This is a genomic window from Brachybacterium sp. UMB0905, from assembly GCF_002871795.1.
GTDB lineage: Bacteria > Actinomycetota > Actinomycetes > Actinomycetales > Dermabacteraceae > Brachybacterium.
Map to the genome: position 1 here is coordinate 11,347 of NZ_PNHL01000020.1, position 19,222 is coordinate 30,568.

The 19,222-nt window shown below is 70.2% G+C and carries 11 protein-coding genes; all 11 read left to right on the plus strand.

Going from position 1 to position 19,222, the window contains the following annotated elements:
- Window positions 1-18 precede the first annotated feature (18 nt).
- The 11 genes from CJ197_RS13735 (at window position 19) to CJ197_RS13785 (ending at window position 19,037) form a co-directional block, all read left to right on the plus strand.
- Window positions 19-993 carry a MoxR family ATPase gene (locus CJ197_RS13735; RefSeq protein ID WP_158239511.1) on the plus strand — a complete coding sequence of 325 codons (975 nt, stop codon included), beginning with the start codon at window positions 19-21 and terminating at the stop codon, window positions 991-993.
- Window positions 990-2,399: a DUF58 domain-containing protein gene (locus CJ197_RS13740; protein ID WP_102237312.1), complete on the plus strand. Its 1,410-nt coding sequence runs from the start codon at window positions 990-992 to the stop codon at window positions 2,397-2,399. Before CJ197_RS13735 ends, CJ197_RS13740 begins: the two co-directional genes overlap by 4 nt.
- Window positions 2,396-4,900, plus strand: coding sequence for a transglutaminase-like domain-containing protein (locus CJ197_RS13745; RefSeq protein ID WP_102237313.1), 2,505 nt, complete (start codon window positions 2,396-2,398; stop codon window positions 4,898-4,900). Before CJ197_RS13740 ends, CJ197_RS13745 begins: the two co-directional genes overlap by 4 nt.
- Window positions 4,897-6,927 carry an RDD family protein gene (locus CJ197_RS13750; RefSeq protein WP_102237314.1) on the plus strand — a complete coding sequence of 677 codons (2,031 nt, stop codon included), beginning with the start codon at window positions 4,897-4,899 and terminating at the stop codon, window positions 6,925-6,927. Before CJ197_RS13745 ends, CJ197_RS13750 begins: the two co-directional genes overlap by 4 nt.
- Window positions 6,924-7,808, plus strand: coding sequence for a PP2C family serine/threonine-protein phosphatase (locus CJ197_RS13755; RefSeq protein WP_102237315.1), 885 nt, complete (start codon window positions 6,924-6,926; stop codon window positions 7,806-7,808). Before CJ197_RS13750 ends, CJ197_RS13755 begins: the two co-directional genes overlap by 4 nt.
- The gene (locus tag CJ197_RS15805) at window positions 7,805-11,026 is read left to right on the plus strand and encodes an FHA domain-containing protein (protein ID WP_304528975.1); all 3,222 of its coding nucleotides are present in this window, start codon (window positions 7,805-7,807) and stop codon (window positions 11,024-11,026) included. Before CJ197_RS13755 ends, CJ197_RS15805 begins: the two co-directional genes overlap by 4 nt.
- Window positions 11,023-12,675 carry a serine/threonine-protein kinase gene (locus tag CJ197_RS13765; protein WP_102237316.1) on the plus strand — a complete coding sequence of 551 codons (1,653 nt, stop codon included), beginning with the start codon at window positions 11,023-11,025 and terminating at the stop codon, window positions 12,673-12,675. The genes CJ197_RS15805 and CJ197_RS13765 overlap by 4 nt, the downstream gene beginning before the upstream one ends.
- Before the next feature lie 82 nt (window positions 12,676-12,757).
- Window positions 12,758-13,468 carry a hypothetical protein gene (locus CJ197_RS13770; protein ID WP_102237317.1) on the plus strand — a complete coding sequence of 237 codons (711 nt, stop codon included), beginning with the start codon at window positions 12,758-12,760 and terminating at the stop codon, window positions 13,466-13,468.
- Window positions 13,469-13,510: 42 nt separating this feature from the next.
- Complete coding sequence (locus CJ197_RS13775; RefSeq protein ID WP_102237318.1) at window positions 13,511-17,977, plus strand: FtsK/SpoIIIE domain-containing protein; 4,467 nt, start codon at window positions 13,511-13,513, stop codon at window positions 17,975-17,977.
- 196 nt (window positions 17,978-18,173) lie between these two features.
- Complete coding sequence (locus tag CJ197_RS13780; protein WP_102237319.1) at window positions 18,174-18,443, plus strand: WXG100 family type VII secretion target; 270 nt, start codon at window positions 18,174-18,176, stop codon at window positions 18,441-18,443.
- A 111-nt stretch (window positions 18,444-18,554) separates the two neighbouring features.
- The gene (locus tag CJ197_RS13785) at window positions 18,555-19,037 is read left to right on the plus strand and encodes a hypothetical protein (protein ID WP_102237320.1); all 483 of its coding nucleotides are present in this window, start codon (window positions 18,555-18,557) and stop codon (window positions 19,035-19,037) included.
- Window positions 19,038-19,222: the final 185 nt, after the last annotated feature.

Below are 19,222 nucleotides of genomic sequence, written 5' to 3' on the forward strand. Positions count from 1 at the left end.
CGAAAGCAGACAGCATCCATGAGCATGACTCCTGAGCAGGCCCGCTGGTTCGCCGACACCTTCGACAAGCTCGTCCAGAGCGTCGGCCAGGCGGTGCTGGGCAAGAACGGCGTGGTGCGCCTGGTGCTGACCGCCATGCTTTCCCCGGGGCACGTGCTGCTGGAGGACGCCCCCGGCACCGGCAAGACCTCGCTCGCCCGGTCCATCGCCGCGACAGTGCAGGGCACTAGCACCCGCATCCAGTTCACGCCGGATCTGCTGCCCTCGGACGTCACGGGCGTGACCATCTACGACCAGAACACGAAGTCCTTCGAGTTCCACAAGGGCCCCGTTTTCGCCAATGTGGTGCTGGCCGACGAGATCAACCGCGCCTCGCCCAAGACACAGTCCGCGATGCTCGAGGTGATGGAGGAGGGCCGCGTCACCGTGGACGGCGTCACCCATGAGGTCGGCAACCCGTTCATGGTGATCGCCACCCAGAACCCGATCGAGCAGGCTGGCACCTACCGCCTGCCCGAAGCGCAGCTGGACCGTTTCCTCATGAAGACCTCGATCGGCTACCCGGACCACAACTCGAGCGTGCAGATCCTGCAGGGCTCCGCCATGCGCGACCGCAGCGCGCAGCTGACCCCGCGCATCTCCCTGCAGGCGGTCAACGACATGACGCAGCTGGCCTCCACCGTGCACGTGGACCCGGCGGTGCTGGAGTACGTCTCGCGCTTGATGGAGGAGACCCGCCTGGCGCCCGAGGTGCGGGTGGGTGTGTCCATCCGCGGTGCTCTCGCCCTGATGCGCGCCGTGAAGGTGTGGGCCGCCATCAACGGCCGCCACTACGTCATCCCCGACGATGTGAAGGCGCTCGTGGAGCCGGTGTGGCTGCACCGCTTCGTGCTCGACCCGGAGGCGGAGTTCGCCGGCACCACCGCCAAGAGCGTCATGACCAAGATCCTCAGCGAGGTGGCGCCCCCGCAGGCGCGGCAGCAGTCGGCATGAGCTCCTCCCCCCTCCCCAGCGATACCGCCGACGCCAAGGCCGCGAAGGCCGCCGCGAAAAAACAGCGCCGTGCCGCGAAGGCCCAGGCGCGGGCGGAAGCACGGCGCGCCCGGACGGCGAAACGCCGCGCGGGCTCCCAGGCACAGGAGCGCACGGACCAGGGCTCCGCGGACGACGCGGCCGCAGCGACGTCGCCCAGCGGTCTTGCCGCCTGGCGGGATGCCATCGTCGAGCTGTGGATGCGGCGCATCCACCCGGTGCTCGATGTCATCTCCCCACTGGGTTGGGCGCTGCTCGGTGTGACGGTCGCCTGCTGGATCATCGGGCTCACCCTGCATATCACCGAGCTGAACGTCATCGCCTTCGCCCTGTCCGTCCCCCTGCTCATCGCAGCGCTGTTCGTGCTGGGACGAGCCCGGTATGCGGTGACGCTGGACCTGCAGAGCCATCGCGTGGTGGTGGGCAGCCGGGCTGTGGGCCGCGTCGAGGTGGCCAACCCCACCCAGCGCAGCATCCTGCCGTCCCGCATCGAGCTGGCCGTCGGCAAGGCGACCGCACAGTTCCTGGTGCCCCGCCTGCCCGCCGGGCAGTCCCATGAGGAGCTGTTCGCCGTCCCCACCCGCAAACGTGCCGTGCTGGTGGTGGGCCCGGTGCGCTCGGTGCGCGATGACCCGCTGTCGCTCATGCGCCGCCAGGTGACGTGGGCGAAGGCGCAGGAGCTGTACGTTCACCCACGGACCGTCCGGCTGGACGAGGCCGCGAGCGGATTCCTCCGGGACCTCGAGGGCACACCGTCATCGGACCTGTCCAGCTCCGATATCGCCTTCCATGCGCTGCGCGACTACACCCCGGGCGATGACCGTCGGCACGTGCACTGGCGCACCACCGCTCGCACCGGCAAGCTCATGGTCCGCCAGTTCGAGGAGACCCGCCGCTCCCATGTGGTGGTGGCGCTGGACAACCTCGCCGACCACTACGCGAGCGAGGACGAGTTCGAACTGGCCGTCGCCGCGGCCGCCTCGATCTCCGCCCAGACGTTCCGGGAGGAGAAGGAGCTGACTCCCTTCACGTTCGACGCTCGGCAGAACACGCTGTCCTACCGGCAGATGATGGATGACTACACGGTGGTGGACCCGCTGCGTGAGCGGATCTCCTTCCACGAGCTGGGGCAGAAGGCCGCGGACCTCGCTCCCAACGCCTCAGCCGTGATGATGGTGGTCGGTTCCCACACCACCGCCCGGGAGCTGAACGCCGCCGCCACGCAGCTGCCGCTCGGCGTGCTCGCGGTGGCGATCCGCTGCGTCGAGGACGCTGAGGTCAAGCGCTCGGCGATCGGCAGCCTGGACGTGGTGACGGTGGGCTCGCTGGAAACGCTCGCGCGGGCCCTACGGGCGGTGGGCCGATGAGCGGCGTGGACAAGAAGGGCCGTCCGCCCAGTTACTTCTCCCGCACCTCGAGCATGCGGCGTCTGGTAGACGTAACCGTGCTCTCGGCCCTGTTCATCATCGCGCTGCTGGGTTTCGAGCACGTCTACGGTGACCTGCAGTACCTCATCAGCGGCCTGATGGCGCTGGCCCTGGGCACCCTCATTGCGCTGATCGGGGCGCGCTGGCGCTGGGGCCCGCTGCGCATCACCCCGTTGCTGCTGGTGGTGTACTTCCTGTTCGGCTCGATGTTCGCGGCGCCCACCCGGGCGAAATGGGGCATTCTGCCCACCCTGGGGTCGCTGTGGGAGCTCGTGAAGGCCCCGGTGACCACGTGGAAGTCCGTGCTCACCGTGGCGCCACCGGTGGGCACCGCCCAAGCGGTGATGGCCACCGTGTGGATCAGCATGCTGCTGCTGAGCCTGCTGGGCATGACCACGGTCATGCGCAGCCGCCTGTACGTGCTGGCATGGCTGTTCCCGCTGGCTCTCATGGGAGTCAGCATCGTCTTCGGAACCGACCAGGCCTACCTGCCGGTGCTGCGTGGACTGCTGTATGCCGTCATCTCGGTTGCCTGGCTGACCTGGCGCTTTGAGAGCGGTCGCCTGGCTGGTTCCCGCTCCACGATCATCTCCGATACCGTCCGGCCCGGCTCCTGGAAGAACCCGGTGCTGCGGCGTCGCGTCATCGGGGGGACGCTGATCATGGCGGTCGCCGTCGGCGCTGCGGTGGCTGCGGCGCCGCTGTTGGATCCGCCGCCGCGCACGATCCGCTATGCGGCGCGAGACCACATCAACCCGCCGTTCGACCCGCGCGAATACGTCTCGCCGCTGTCCGAGTTCCGCGGCTACCTCAAGGATCAGCGCGACGCCGAGCTGTTCACGATCACCGGGGTCAGCGGGGGAGACAAGGTCCGTCTGGCCACGATGGACCAGTACGACCTGCAGGTCTACAACGTCGCCAGCTCCACCGAACGCGGCAGCTCCTCCGGGGTGTTCCTGCGCACCGCCCCCGGGGTGGACCTCGCCGAGCCCAGCGGCTCCAGCCAGGTCTCCACGGTCACGATCGGCGAGTACCGCGGCGTGTGGATGCCCACGCTGGGCACCCGCACCAACCGCATCGATATCGATGGCATGGCGCAGGATCGGATCGGTGTCACCGCCGAGAACCTCTACCTCAACCAGGCCTCGCAGACTGCTGTGAACTCCCGGGGGGTGGCCGCCGGCGACACCTATGACCTCTCCTATGAGCCGTACACCGAGCTGACCGCCGAAGAGCAGCGCAGCGCGAAGTTCGCGAATATCGCGATGCCGGAGAACGCCCCCCTCGACGAGCTCACGTCCTTCGCTGAGGAGTGGGTGGGCGATGCCCCGTCGGACTATGAGAAGTTCCAGAACCTCTCGCGGGCCATCAAGCAGGACGCCTACTACTCGCATGGCCTCGATGAGGAGACGGCCTCGCTGTCCGGCCATGGGGCCAGCCGCCTGCTGGCGATGATGAAGGAGTTCGGTTTCGACAAGGACGTGCCGGACGCGCAGCCCGAGGGGCGCATCGGCGATGAGGAGCAGTACGCGGCGCTGACCGCGGTCATGGCCCGCTCGGTGGGGATCCCCGCGCGCGTCGTCATGGGCTTCGAGGTCCCCGAGGGGTCCGAGGGCACCGTCGCGATCACCGGCGATGACGTCACCGCCTGGGTGGAGGTGGCCTTCGAGGGGCACGGCTGGGTGCGCTTCGACCCGGCCCCCGATGAGGACGATGACCCCACCCAGCCCAAGCCCAAAGAGGTGGAGAAGCCGCTGCCGCAGGTGGCGCAGCCCCCGCCGCCGCCTGCGGAGCCGCCCAGCCCGCCGCCGGGCGCCATGAGCGAGGAGTCCGATGAACCCGAGCCGGAGCCCGAGGGGCCGGCGACGTGGGTGATCTACGTGGGCCTTGGAACGATCCCACTGCTGCTGATGCTGCTGGCCGTGATTGGTGTGCTGAGCGCCAAGGCGCTGCGTCGGCACCGACGGCGCACGCGCGGCCTGCTGCCAGCCCGGATCGACGGCGGCTGGCAGGAGATCCTGGATCTCATGGCCGACCAGGGGCGGCGCCCCGATCCGCTCCTGACACGCCAGGAGACGGCAGCGCTGCTGGACGCCGAGATCCCAGCGATGGGTGCGTTGACCCTTGCGGGACGGGCGGATCGGGCGGTGTTCGGGCCCGATGACCTCCCGCCCGGGGTGGTCGATGAGTACTGGACGCATGTCATGGCGGCCCGGCGTAGCATGTCCGCGGCTGTGCCGTGGTATCGACGACTGCGGGCGGCCCTCTCACTGCGCTCGTTCCGGCGTCGCGCGGCCGAGCGGCGGTCGGAGCGCAAGCGCGAACGCACGAACCGCCGGGCCCGCACCAAGGCCCAGCGGCGCACCGCGGCGATGCGCGTTCGCCGCTCCTCGTTCCGCGGCGGAACGAGGCGCACCTCGAGGAAAGGCCGGTCCCGATGAGCCAGACCCGCTACTGCAGCACCTGCGGAACCCTGCTGGCCGACGGCGCGGTGATATGCGGCGAGTGCGGAGCCCGCTACCAGGCCTCCCCCTATGAGCGGCGGGCCACCGATGCGCCGGGCGCCTGGTCGCAGGCGCCGCGGCACCGTAGCCGTGATCTGGGGGCCCAGCCCGAACAGGCTCCGGCCGAGGAAGAGGGCATCCAGCTGATCACGTCCGATGCGCTGCAGCCGAAGAACCCCGGGGCGACCGCGTTGCGCACCGATTCCCAGTACGATCAGATGATGGCCACGCAGTCCCCGATGAATCCCGCGAGCGCGACCGCGCAGCCCGGTGTCCCCAGCGGGCCCGGCTCTCCCGCGCCCGCCCCGGCCTCCGGTTCCCAGGCCGTGCCCGGCGGTGCCTCCGGACAGATGGAGCCGCCGCTGGACGGGTGCACTCCCGGCTCGTTCCTCAAGCGCTTCCTCGCCATGGCGGTGGATGGGGTCATCAGCACCCTGGTGACCGTCCCGCTGATCATCGGCATCGTGCTGTTCCTCAAGGCGGAATCACCCGGGCTGCTCTCCCAGATCCTCATCGGCGTGGGCACGATGCTGCCGGCCGCCTACACCATCCTCATCCTGTGGCTGGTGGGTGCCAAGGGCTTCTCCCTGGGCAAGCTGATTTTGGGCCTGCGGGTCACGCGCGCCAGCCAGGGCGGCTCCATCGGCTTCCTGCGCTCACTGGGTCGCTCGGTGCTGTATGGCCTGCTGCCGCCGTTGATGGGCCTGTCGGTGTTCCTGGACCCGAAGAAGCATCTGCGCGGTTTCCACGACCGCATCATCGACTCCGCCGTGGTGGATGTGAAGGATGGTCGCAATCCCCTGCAGCCCCGCCCCGATGACTTCGAGCGCGCCTCCGCCGAGCACTACCTGGGGGAGTCCTCTGTTGCCGTGTCGACGCATGACAATCTGCTGACCACGCCGGGAGCGGCATGGAGTGGCCAGGATGCGGCCGCACAGCCGGTCGCGGGGGGCAGCGCCGGGGCACAGGACATTGCCCAGAGCCCCTACGCTCCGCCCGCGACGGGCTCCGGCCCGGAACCGTCGGCCGATGGTTCGTGGTCGACCCCCGCGGCGAGCGGTGCCGATGGCGGCTGGGCGCCGCCGCCGGTGGAACCCGTCCCTGCGAGCCAGGATCCGTGGGCCGGTGCCGGCTCGGCGTCCGCCGCGTCCTGGGGGGCGCCCGAGGCTCCCGCCCAGCAGTGGGACGCCCCCGCCCCGGATGCCGCTGCGCCGCCGGCAGCGCAGGGCTCGGGGAGCCAGCCCGCGGCCCCGCAGGAGTGGGGCCCGGGGCCCGCGCAGCAGTGGAACCAGCCCGAGGCTCCCGCGCAGCCCGACCCGGCGCCTGCCCCGCCCCAGGATGCGCAGTCCTGGGCGCCCCCGGCGGGCCAGTCCTGGGCCCAGCAGGCGGAGGAGGGCGCCGCCCCGCAGGGTGAGCAGTCCTGGGCCCAGCAGGCCGAGCAAGCGCCCGCTTCGCAGGCCGCGCCGTCGGCCCCGGAGCCGCCGCAGCCGGTGCAGGTGAACCAGCCCAGTGAGCTGACCAGCGATGCCTGGGACGCGTCGGACAACCAGCCGGAGGAGGTCACCCAGGTCTCCGTGCCGGAGGAGGATCTGGGGGACCTCGAACAGACCCGCGTCAGCCCGGCTCGGCTCCCGCATGTGAAAAAGCTGCGCCTGACCATGGATGAGGGCGAAGAGCGGGAGATCGATCGCCCGGTGGTGATCGGCCGCAACCCCTCGGGCACCGAGCAGGACGCGCTGTTCGTCCTGAAGGATGAGACCCGTTCGGTCTCCAAGACGCACCTGCGCGTGGACGGCACCGGGGAGGATGTGATCGTCACCGATCTGGGATCCACCAACGGGTCGACCATCCTGCGCGAGGACGGTTCGCGGGAGACCCTCGTCCCGGACACCCCGACGGTGCTGCCGCAGGGGGCGCGGGTGACGATCGGTGACCGCAGCCTGTCAGTGGAGCGGATCGCGTGATCGACCGTTCACTGTCCGACCCCGATCTGCAGGGCACGATCCGGGCCATCTCTGCGTCCGCCACCCACGTGGGGCATGTGCGCGCCACCAATGAGGATTCCGTGCTGGAGTCTCCGCCGATCTATCTCGTGGCCGACGGGATGGGCGGCCACAACGCCGGTGAGGTCGCCAGCGCCATCGCGGTGGAGGAGTTCGAGAAGCTCACCGTCCAGGAGAACGTGACCGTCGAGCAGCTGGGGGCGGCGCTGGTGTCGGCCGCCGAGCGCATCGCCGAACTGGGCGGCGGATCCCCCCTCTCGGCGGGTACCACCGTCGCCGTGGTGGCCACGATGGTGCTGGACGATGTCGGGTACTGGGTGGTCATGAATCTCGGGGACTCGCGCGTGTACCGCCTGTCCGGGGAGATCTTCGAGCAGGTGAGCGTGGATCACTCGGTGGTGCAGGAGCTCATGGACCGCGGCGAGCTAACCCCGGAGCAGGCCCGCGTGCATCCCTACCGCCACATGGTCACGCGGGCGCTTGGCGCGGGACCGGATTCAGATCCGGACTACTGGCTGATCCCCGCCGAACCCGGGGACCGGATGCTGGTGTGCTCCGACGGGCTGACCGGGGAGGTCGACGACGCGGGCATCGAGGCGCTGCTGCGCAGCCGCTCCGATGTGCGCACCATCTGCCAGGATCTGGTGCAGCGGGCCCTGGACGGCGGCGGGCACGACAACGTGTCGGTGGTGTTGGTCGAAGCGGTGGAGGTGGTGGGGCACGAGCTCGACACCGAGAACACCTCCGACGGCGCAACCTCCCCGTCGGACGACTACGTGGATGTCAATGAGGACACGCTGCCGCGCGGACTGGGGCAGGACGGTGGTGACACCGACCGATGAGCGAGGACTCGCAGGAGAGCACGGAGCCGCAGCTGCTGAGCCGCGGCACCTGGACCCGGCAGGGCCCGGCCACGCTCGTGACCCGCGGCGATGCCTGGGTGGTGCTCGTGCCGGGCCTGCGCAAACAGGTCACGGAGGCGACGTGGAACCTGTTGGGCGGTGAGATCTCGGCGGAGAGCTTCCTGGAGGAGCTCTTGACGGCCACCGACATGGAGAGCGTGGAGAAGTTCACCGCGCTGCTCTTCGGTGTGCACGACGGCACCACCGCGACCGTGGGCGTCAAGGGCAGCACCCCGATCGCGGTGCACACGGCGGAGGGCGCTCAGCTGATCGCCGGAACCGAGGAGGAGCCCTTCGTGCAGCGCACCCTGGAGGGGGTGCAGCGCGTAGCCTTCGGTGATCTTCCGCCTGAGGAGCCGGTGGGGGCACCACGGGTGGATTCCGGGGTGGTCCCGGTGCGGGGGTTCGTGCGCATGTGCGTGGATCCCGCCGAGCTGGAGGACGCCGAGCGCGCGACCCTCGCCGAGCAGGTCGAGGAGATGGGCCGCTCGATCGAAGACCCGGAGGCGAAGAAACGCCGGGCCGCCGCACCGAAACCATCGCCGAAACCCGCCGCGACGTCCAGCTCCAGCTCGGCGAGCAGTCTCTCGATCCGCAAGCCGCAGATGTCCACGCGCAAGCCCGGTGAGCTGCCGTCCTCTCTGCGCGGAGGACGCGGCGGATCCGCGGCCCGCGAGCCGGAGCCCGAGCGCACCGGCCCGAACATGTTCGACGGACTGTTCTCCTCCTCCGCACCATCCGGTGGGGCTGCGGCGAAACCCGCCGAGAAGGCAGCGGATCAGCCCGCCGCAGCGGAACCGGCGGCACAGCCCGCCGCTTCGGCAGCGCCCGAGCAGGCCGCAGCACCGGCCGCGGCGGAGAAGCCCGCGGCACCCGCCGCTGCTGCCGCCCCCGCGGCGGAGAGGCCCGAGCAGGACGCGGACAAGAGCGATGCACCGCCGACATCCGGTCGTTCTGTGGGCCGACGCCGTCTGGTGAGCACCTCCCTGTTCGATCGCAAGCGCCGCAGCCCGGCACCGTCGGCGCAGAGCACGCCTGCGCAGACGGAAGAGAAGGAAGAGAAGGAGCCGTCGGCGGAGCAGGTCCCAGCCGCGAGCGAGGACAAGGCGGCGGCTGAGGACAAGGCGGCGGCTGAGGACAAGGCTGCGGCTGAGGACAATGCGGCGGCTGAGAAGCCCGCTGCCGAGGAGCAGCCGACAGAGCAGACTCCCGCCCCGGCTGAGGACAAGACCACGGCTGAGGACACGACGGAGGACAACAAGGACTCGGAGGACAGCAAGGACGCTGAGGACAATAAGGACGCAGAGCCCGCAGCAGAGCAGGAGCCCGAGCCCGCTGAGGAACCGGCCGCCGCGCCCGAGCCCGCTGAGGAACCGGCCGCCGCGCCTGCCCCGGTGCCGCGTCCGGCGCCGTCGGCCTCTATTCCCACGCCGGTGCCCCCGGACGAGGACGATGAGCTGAGCTCTCCGCCCACGCAGGTCGCCCCGATCGACGATGACGAGGTCGACGACCAGCAGCCGCCTCAGAACGTGCAGATGGCGGAGCCCGCTCCGGCATCCGCGCCCGAGCCGAGCCCGGCGCCTGCCGCCGCAGCCTCGGTGGCGGCCACGCCCCGCGCTTCCCGGTCCACCCCGAGCATCAGCGACCTCGAGCACTCCGGTGCCTATGACGATCTGTTCGGCAAGACGGTTTTCCGCCGGATCGAGGATGCCGCGGTGCGCCGCACCGGCGACGAGGATGAGGATGACCATGAGGAAGCCGCGTCGTCGTCGGAGGTGAAGGGCGCCTCGGAGGGCTCAGAGCCGGTTGAGGCTGAGGAGAGCGCGGACGCGGAGCCGGAGGTGAGCGCGCCGGAGCCCACTCCGCCGCCGGAGTTCATCGACTGGGTTCCGGGCGTGGGGCGGGCGGCCCCGGAGGTCGCGCGCACCGCCGCGCGTCGGGCCAGCAGCCCGCCGCCATCGGCCCCCGCCTACCCACAGGTGCAGATGGCCCAGCGCCCGCCAGCACCGCGCACCGGACCGCGCCCGGCCCCGGTCCGGCCCGAGCAGATGCCGAGCTCCCCGCCCCACCCCGGATGGGGACACAGTGCGCCCCAGCCTGGTGCTCCCCAGCCCGGTGTCGCACCGCCCGGCGCCCCGATGGGACATCCCGGCGGCGCGTCCTATCCGCCGCAGGCCCCCGCGGATCCCGGTGCTGCGGGGCGGCAGATCGGCTGGCCCGGATCTCCATCACCGCCCGCGCAGCCCGGTGCTCCCGGACAGTACGGCGCTCCGGGGCCGTACGGCGCCACCGCACCGTACGGCCCCTCCTCTCCGTCCTACGGTCCTCGGGGAGGGGGCCCGGGTCAGATGCCGCCGCGGCAGGCCCCTGCCCAGCACCCGATGAGCGGTCAGCCAGGACCCCAGTACCCGCAGGGGCCCCAGCAGCCCGGCAGTGCCCCGCAGCACCCGCAAGGACCTCAGCAGCCGCAGGGGCCCCAGCAGCCGCAGGGCCCGCAGCACCCTGGCGGTGCCCCGCAGTATCCAGGGGGACAGGCGCCATCGGGCCACGGTCGCCACGCGAGCGCTCCGCATCCGGTAGCCCCCGCTGCCCCGGCACCCGCCCCTGCCGCTCCAGCACCCGCGCCTGCCCATGCGGGGTCGGCTGGGTCTGCTGGGCCGATATCCAGGGCTCGCCCCACCCAGGGCTCCTCGTCCAGCGCGGTCATGCTGCCGGGCATCGTGTGCAGCAACGGGCACGCGAACTCCCCTGAACGGGCGCAGTGCCGTGTGTGCGCAGGTCCGCTGGACGGCCCCACCCGTACCGTGGCCCGCCCGCCTCTGGGAGCCCTCCAGATCTCGGGCGGGGACAGCATTGTGCTGGATCGCTCGGCGATCATCGGCCGTCGCCCGCGCGCCTCGCGGGTCAGCGGCGATGACGTGCCGCAGCTGATCACCGTCCCCAGCCCCCAGCAGGACATCTCGCGCTCCCATGTGGAGGTGCGCCTGGAGGGCTGGCACGTGGTGGCCACAGACCTGGGCACCACCAACGGCACCACGCTGCATCGGCACGGTCACGATCCCGTCCGCCTGCGCCCCCGTGAGGGACGGGTGCTGCAGGATGGGGATGTCCTGGACCTCGGTGACGATGTCCGCCTGCGATTCGGGGAGAGGTCATGAGCTCGAGACCGCCGTCACCGCCACCGCGGTTGCCCGGCTATGAGTATGAGCGGCTGCTGGGCTCGGGCGGCTTCGCGGACGTCTTCCTGTACCGCCAGTTCCGGCCGCAGCGGCGGGTCGCGATCAAGGTCCTGCTGTCCGACGTGCTCGATGAGACGGTGCGCCGCCAGTTCGACGGCGAGGCCAACGTCATGGCCCAGATGTCCACGCACCCGTCGATCGTGACGATCCACCAGGCCGATGTCTCCGATGACCACCGGCCCTACATCGTCATGGAGTACTGCTCGCGCCCCAATTACGGGCAGCGCTTCCGCCGCGAACGGATCACGGTCGCCGAAGCCCTGCGCGTGGGAGTCCAGATCGCCGGCGCGGTCGAGACGGCGCACCGGGCCGGCATTCTGCACCGGGACATCAAACCCGCGAACATCCTGGTCACCGACTACAACCGGCCGGCGCTCACCGACTTCGGGATCTCGATCGCCACCGGCCAGGGACATGACGTCGAGGACTCCCAGGGCATGTCCATCCCGTGGTCCCCGCCGGAGTTCTTCGCCGATCAGCCCCGCGCGGATGTGCGCAGCGATGTCTTCTCCCTCGCCGCGACCGTGTACTCGCTGCTGGCCGGGCAGACGCCGTTCGAGAGCCGCGGCGGTCGCAATACCGCCAGCGACCTGATCGCCCGGATCACTGATGAGCCGCTGCGGCCCCTGGACCGCCCGGATGTGCCCGCGGAGCTGAACCGGGTGCTGTCCATCGCGATGGCGAAGGACCCCGCGGCCCGCTATGACACAGCGCTGGCCTTCGGCCGCGGTCTGCAGCAGGTGGAGCTCATGCTCTCCCTGCCGGTTACACAGATGGACGTGCTCGATGAGCGCGGTGCCGCCGCGGACTCAGGTGGCGAGGACGATGAGCTGGATTCGCATACGCGCATCCGGAAGGTCTCCACCGTGGACCCGGATTCCGCGGGCACCGACAGCGGAGAGAAGGAGCGCAAACTCGATCCCTTCGCCGGGGTTGCCCCGGCGCTCGGCGCCACCGGTCCCGTGGCCTCGACGGCCGGTCCGGGGGTCAGCGAAGACACCACCGAGTCGACCATGCTGCGTCCGGCCGGTTCTCCGCCGCCCGGCATCTCGGCCGCCTCCCCCCTGCCTCCGCCCAGCCCGGAGCCGGAGGAGGAGACGCCCCGCACCCCCGCCTGGCCCTTCGTGACCCTGGCCGCGGTGCTGGTGATCGGGCTGGGCATCGGTTCGGTGTTCATGGTGCGCAACGTCTTCACCCCTGATCCAACGACCGCACCCGTCGTCTCCACCACGCCACCGGTCGCCGCGGACCCGCCGGGCGCCGTGCAGAACGTCGAGCTCGACGTGCTCGACCCCGGCGAGGACGGGCGAGCGACGGGCCGCGTGCTCGTCACCTGGGAACATCCGGACAACGCGACCCAGGAGGACATGTACCTGGTGGGGTGGGTGGACCTGCCCCCGAACTACGAGGACGGTTACGGCGTGGTTCACGAGGTGCACGGCCGTAACAGCTGGGTGCTGGAGCTTCCGCCGCAGCAGCCCAAGGCCTGCGTGCAGATCCAGGCCGTGAACCCCAGCGGATCAGCCGGGGCCCAGGTGAAGACATGCCTGAACGGGGAGCGCGGATGACCCCCCGTGTGTCGAACGGTGCCGCAGGGCACGTGGCAGCGCCCGCCGGGATTAAGCCCGCGGGCCAGGAGAAGGAGTGACGATGGCGTCGACGATCTCAGTGGATTTCTGCGGCGAGTGGTATCGCGTCGAGGACGGCGAAGAGCTGACCATCGGCCGCGAGGCGGACCTGACGATTGATGAGGACAACCCCTTCCTGCATCGGCGTTTCCTCAGCATCGTGCAGGTGGAGTCGATGTGGTGGCTGGTGAACATCGGCTCCCGGCTGTCCGCGACCATCACCGACGGCTCCGGATCGATGCAGGCCTGGCTCGCTCCCGGCGCCCGCATCCCCCTGGTCTTCGACGTCACCAAGGTGGTGTTCACCGCCGGACCCACCACCTACGATCTGGCCGTGCATGCCGACTCCCCGGAGTTCGCGCGGATCGCCGGACCCGATGATCCGGTGGGGGAGACCACCGTCGGCTCCGTGCAGCTCACCCCCAGCCAGAAGCTGCTGATCCTCGCACTCGCCGAGCCGATGCTGGTGCGCGAGGGCTCCGGGATCAGCTCTGTGCCCACCTCGGCTCAGGCCGCCAAGCGCCTGGGCTGGCCACTGACCAAGTTCAACCGCAAGCTCGACAACGTCTGCGACAAGCTGGACCGCCTGGGAGTGCGCGGCCTGCGCGGCGGCCCCGGGAAGCTCGCCAGCAACCGGCGGGCCCGCCTGGTGGAGCATTCGGTGTTCTCGCGCCTGGTGACCACCGAGGACCTGCCGCTGCTGGATGCGGCGCAGGACGCCGACGACGACTGAGGGTGACCGGCGGGCCGCAGCCCGCCTGGGGGAGGAGCACCGATGCGCATCAAGCTCACGCTGCGCCGGCCAGAGGACCGCCTGACGGACCTCGAGGTCACGGCCGACGCGACGGCGTCCGTCGCCGACGTCGCCAATGCGCTGTACCTGGCCGACCCGCTGCGTAGTGAGGTGGAGCCACCCGAGGGACTGACCCTGCAGGTCCAGGACCCCGGGGCCGGCCCCGGGGCGAAGGGCGTGCGGTCTCTGGACCGTGAGGAGGACCTGATCCAGGCGGGTCTGCGCTCCGGCAGCATCGTCTCGATCGCCCGCTCCTCCACCGAGTACGCCACCCGCAGCGAATCCCGCGGCGCGGCGGTGGCCCTGCTGCGCGTGCTGTCCGGCCCGGAGGCCGGACGTGAGTTCCCGCTGCCCTCGGGCTCGAGCGTGATCGGACGCGAGGGGGACCTGGACATCCGCATCGCCGACCCGATGCTGTCCAAGCGCCACGCCCGCATCAACGTCGGCGACTCGGTGGAGATCGTGGACCTGCACTCCTCCAACGGCGTGGTGATCGGCGGTGAGCAGGTCCAGCGTGCGGTCATCGGCCCTGCGGACACGGTGCTCATCGGCCAGACCACCTTCTCGGTCATCGCCCTGCACCGCTTGGGCGGCACCACCCCCTCGTCCCCGGTGGTGGAGTTCAACCGCTCCCCGCGCGTGGTGCCGCGCTTCCCTTACCGGCCGCTGAAGGCACCGACCCCGCCCAAGGAGCCGCAGCCGCAGTTCTTCCCGATCTTCATGCTGTTCGCCCCCATCTTCATGGGTGCATTCATGTTCTCGATGACGCGCAGCCCGTTCTCGCTCATGTTCGTGTTCATGATGCCGATGATGGCCACCGCCGGGTTCCTCAACCGCAAGTTCCAGCAGAAGAAGCAGCTGGAGCGGCAGATCAAACAATTCGAGGAGGGCCTGGCGGCGCTCAAGCGCCGAGTCACCGCAGCGCAGGATCTTGAGCGGGCGGTGCGTCTGGTGGAGACGCCCTCGGCCGCGGATACGGTCGATGCCGCCTTCCGTCTGGGGCGCCTGCTGTGGACCCATCGGCCCGAACACAATGCGTTCGCGACCGTGCGCCTGGGGCTCGGGATCGCGCCCTCCCGGGTGGGCATCGATATGCCCGGGGAGAACGATGCGATCCCCAAGTACTGGGACATGCTCGATGACATGAATGAGGAGTACAAGATGATCGCCGGGGTGCCGGTGGTCGCGGAGCTGCGGTATGCCGGGAACATCGGCATCGCCGGCGGTGGGGAGGAGGCCGACGGGGTGGCCCGCGGCATCGTCACCCAGCTCTTCTCCCTGCACTCCCCGGCGGAGGTCGCGCTCGCCGCGATCACCTCGCGATCCAGCCGCGATATGTGGCAGTGGCTCAAGTGGCTGCCGCACACCTCCAGCCCCCATTCACCGCTGCCGGGCGATCACCTGGCCGATACCCCCGGCCGCGGCACCTCGCTGCTGTCCCGCATCGAAGAGCTCATCGAACAGCGCGCCGGGGACGCCCCGCCCGAGCTGCGCACCCCGATGACCACCGACGTCACGAGCGAGCCCGAGGTCCCACCCGCGCCGGTGACCCCGAACCTTGTGGTCATCATCGAGGACGATGCGCCGGTGGACCGGGCCCGCCTGGTACGCCTGGCCGAGCGCGGCCCCGACGTGGGCGTGCACGTGATCTGGTGCGCCTCCAACGTGGCCGCCCTCCCCGCGGCCTGCCGCACCTATGTCTCGGTGGAGGAGTCCGTGGAGGGCGCCAGCGCCGGTCACGTGCGGCTGGGGGAGCGGTTCTACCCGGTGACGGTGGAGACCGTCTCGGTGGACGTCGCCGCTGGGGTGGCCCGGCACCTGTCCCCGGTGGTGGATGCCGGCGTGCCGGTCGATGACGATTCCGATCTGCCGCGGGCGATCTCCTATCTCAAGCTCGGCGGCATGCAGATGGCCGAGGACCCCGACCACATCATCGAGCGGTGGAAGGAGAACAACTCCCTGACGCCGCGGGACGGCTCGGAGCCGCAGCGACGCAAGCACGACGCGAACCTGCGCGGGCTCATCGGCCACAACGGCCAGGACGCCTTCCACCTGGATCTGCGCACCAACGGTCCCCACGCCCTGGTGGGCGGCACCACCGGCGCCGGTAAGTCCGAGTTCCTGCAGGCCTGGGTGCTGGGCATGGCCACCGCCCACAGCCCGGACCGCGTGACCTTCCTGTTCGTGGACTACAAAGGTGGTGCGGCTTTCGCCGACGCGGTGGATCTGCCGCACACGGTGGGTCTGGTCACCGACCTGTCCCAGCACCTGGTGCGCCGCGCGCTGACCTCGCTGCGGGCCGAGCTGCACTACCGCGAGCATCTGCTGAACCGGAAGAAGGCCAAGGACCTGGTGTCCCTCGAGCGCACCGGCGACCCCGAGGCCCCGCCCAGCCTGATCATCATCGTCGACGAGTTCGCAGCTCTCGCCAAGGAGATCCCCGAGTTCGTGGACGGCGTGGTGGACGTGGCCGCCCGCGGCCGCTCCCTGGGACTGCATCTGATCCTCGCGACCCAGCGCCCGGCAGGCGTCATCAAGGACAATCTGCGCGCGAACACGAACCTGCGCATCGCCCTGCGCATGGCCGATGAGGCGGACTCCAAGGACATCCTGGGCGACAAGATGGCCGCGCACTTCGACCCGTCGATCCCCGGCCGCGGTGCCGCGAAGACCGGCCCGGGCCGCATCGCCACCTTCCAGACCGGATACGCGGGCGGCTGGACCACCGATGAGCCCGAGCGGGCGCGCATCGACATCGTCGAGAAGGACTTCGGCACCGGTGAGCAGTGGGACATACCCTCCCCACCCACCAAGGCGGTCAAGGATCCCGGCCCCAACGACATGTCGCGCGTGGTCGCCACCGTCAAGGCAGCCGCCGAGCGTGCGGGCGTGCCCGCCCCGCGCAAGCCGTGGCTGTCTGAGCTGGCGGACGCCTACGACCTCTCGCGCCTGCCCACTCGCCGCACCGACGAAGAGCTGCTGCTGGGCGTGATGGACGTGCCGGAGGACCAGGCGCAGCCCACGATCTCCTACTACCCGGACCGCGACGGCAACATGGCCATCTACGGCACCGGCGGTTCCGGCAAATCCACCACGCTGCGCACCATCGCGATCTCTGCCGCCTCCACGGTGCGCGGTGGACCGGTGCACGTGTACGGCCTGGACTTCGGCGCCTCAGGCCTGACCATGCTCGAAGAGCTCCCGCACGTGGGGGCGATCATCTCCGGGGACGACGAGGAGCGGGTGATCCGCCTGCTGCGCACCCTGCGGGAGCTGATCGACGAGCGCGCGAAGGAGTTCGCGAAGGTGCGTGCCGGCACGGTGGCGGAGTACCGCGAGCTCGCCGGCAAACCGGACACCCCACGCATCCTGCTGCTGGTGGACGGTATGGCCGCGTTCCGCGAGGCGTACGACTACTCGAACCTCACCAAGTGGTTCACCACCTTCGTGCAGATCGCGACCGATGGTCGTCAGGTGGGCGTGCATGTGATCGTCACCGGCGACCGCCCTAATGCGATTCCTACCTCGCTGGGCTCCTCGATCCAGCGCCGTCTGATCCACCGCATGGCCAGCACCGATGACTACTCCGGTTTCGGTGAGCCCAAGGACGTGCTGGACGGCAACTCCCCGCCCGGGCGCTCCATCTTCGAGGGCCATGAGGTGCAGGTCGCGGTCCATGGCGGCGACGCCAACGTGGCGATCCAGTCGCGTGAGGTCGCCAAGCTCGCCCAGGCGATGCGCCGCGCCGGGGTTCCGCCGGCCCCGGGCATCAAGCGTCTGCCGGAGCGGGTGGAGTTCTCCGAGCTGCGCCCGGTGGTGGGCGGCATGCCGGTGCTGGGTCTGGCCGACGAGACGCTCGCGGAGATAACCTACGAACCGCGCGGCGCCTTCATGGTCACCGGGCCGATGGGCTCGGGCCGCACCACCGCGATGCTCACCATCGCCACCGGCCTGAAGGCCCTGCCGGAACCGATGCGCCTGGTGCGCTTCTCGGCCCGCCGCACCCCGCTGACGGGCCTGGACGTGTGGGACGTGGAGGCCTCCGATCCGGAGACCGTCAAGGACCTCGCCGCCCAGCTGCGGCAGACCATCGAGGCCGGTCACGTCGGCGAAGGCAAGCTAGCCCTGTTCATCGACGGCGTCGCCGACTTCACCGGCAGCGGCGTGGAGAACGACCTGGACCGGCTCATCCGCGCTAGCACCCGCGAGGGCCAGTTCGTGGTGGGCGAGAACGAATCGGCTTCCTGGTCGCAGGCCTATACCCTGGCACAGCCGTTCAAGGCCGGTCGACGCGGAGTGCTGCTGCAGCCCAGCGATATGGATGGCGATACCATGCTCGGCACCGGGTTGGGGAGGATCCGTCGCGCAGACTTCCCGCCCGGCCGCGGCTTCCTCGTCTACAGCGGTCGCGCGATGAAGCTGCAGGTCGCACAGATCACCACCCGGTGACGCCGACCCGCAGCGCCTGCAACGCAGTCGCCGTGGAATGCGCGCGGGGAATGCCGGAACTGCGCTCATCCACATGGGGACTCCTCCCCATGGTCGAGTTCTCCAGCACGCTCTAGAGTGAGAGCGTCGACTATGACGAGAGGCCGTGCACCGCAGGGGGCGCGGGCACGACGAACGAGGAAGGGGTCACTGCACCGTGAACGCCATCAAGGGTATGAATGTCGAAGAGGTCCGTCGGATGTCCGCGCAGCTGCGCGACGCCGCGGAGGAGATCACCCGCATCGAGCAGGAGCTGACCTCCGGCCTCGAAGAGGTGGACTGGACCGGCCCGGATGCCGACCGCTTCCGCGGCCAGTGGTCCGGCGAAATGGTCCCCGCCCTGCAGCAGATCATGCAGGCCGTGAACGATCTTGGCGAGACCGCCGACCGCAACGCCGCCGAGCAGGAGGCGACCTCGTCCAACTGACCCCGAGAGGGCAGACGGGACCACGGACAGGCCCGAGCGGATCATCCGCTCGGGCCTGTTGCCGCCTGATAGGTTTGGCCCCGTCACCGGTGGGAGGAACGGAGCAGCGACATGACCCAGAAGATCGAGTACCCGAGCGCAGATTTCCCGGGGCCGCCGCACATCACCGTCGATGTGCCCGACGACTGGGAGACGCTCACGGTCCCCGGGGTGCAGCTGGCTGTCGCCCAGCCGCGCGTAGAGGGCCGCTTCCGCGCCAACGTCGTGGTCACGGTGCAGCGTTTCGGGGCCGACTTCACTCTGGAGGCCGCACGCGCGGGGCTGGACCAGCGCAAGGCCGGCCTGCCCGAGCTCGAAGAGCTCGGCACCGGTGAGCTCGAGGTCGACGGGACCACTTGGATCGCCAGCGAATACGGCTACACGCAGCCGGGCCGCCCCACGGTGGTGCAGGCCGCGCGCTACGCGGTGCTGGACCGCGGCGGCGTCGCCGTCGACGTGCTGGAGATTGTCGGCAGCTGCGGGGCAGAGGACGCCGAGGACGAGATCGAGACGATCCGCGCCATCCAGGACTCGATCCACATCACCCTGCCCTGACACCCCACCCCCATGGGGAGTACTCCCCATCGCGTTGCTCGCTCGCGGGCTCTAGGGTGAAGACATCACCCGGAGAGCACGGCTCCCAGGAACAGCCGAATGGCTGTGGGGATCTGGCCGGTGGGTGGACCGGATGGATCGATTGAGTGTTCTGAGGAGGACAGCATGAAGAAGGGCATGGTTCC

Excerpts from the sequence above, each read along its gene's own strand:
- CJ197_RS13735 (WP_158239511.1), top strand. The coding sequence starts at position 19 with ATGAGCATGACTCCTGAGCAGGCCCGCTGGTTCGCCGACACCTTCGAC.
- CJ197_RS13740 (WP_102237312.1), top strand. The coding sequence starts at position 990 with ATGAGCTCCTCCCCCCTCCCCAGCGATACCGCCGACGCCAAGGCCGCG.
- CJ197_RS13745 (WP_102237313.1), top strand. The coding sequence starts at position 2,396 with ATGAGCGGCGTGGACAAGAAGGGCCGTCCGCCCAGTTACTTCTCCCGC.
- CJ197_RS13750 (WP_102237314.1), top strand. The coding sequence starts at position 4,897 with ATGAGCCAGACCCGCTACTGCAGCACCTGCGGAACCCTGCTGGCCGAC.
- CJ197_RS15805 (WP_304528975.1), top strand. The coding sequence starts at position 7,805 with ATGAGCGAGGACTCGCAGGAGAGCACGGAGCCGCAGCTGCTGAGCCGC.
- CJ197_RS13765 (WP_102237316.1), top strand. The coding sequence starts at position 11,023 with ATGAGCTCGAGACCGCCGTCACCGCCACCGCGGTTGCCCGGCTATGAG.
- CJ197_RS13770 (WP_102237317.1), top strand. The coding sequence starts at position 12,758 with ATGGCGTCGACGATCTCAGTGGATTTCTGCGGCGAGTGGTATCGCGTC.
- CJ197_RS13775 (WP_102237318.1), top strand. The coding sequence starts at position 13,511 with ATGCGCATCAAGCTCACGCTGCGCCGGCCAGAGGACCGCCTGACGGAC.
- CJ197_RS13785 (WP_102237320.1), top strand. The coding sequence starts at position 18,555 with ATGACCCAGAAGATCGAGTACCCGAGCGCAGATTTCCCGGGGCCGCCG.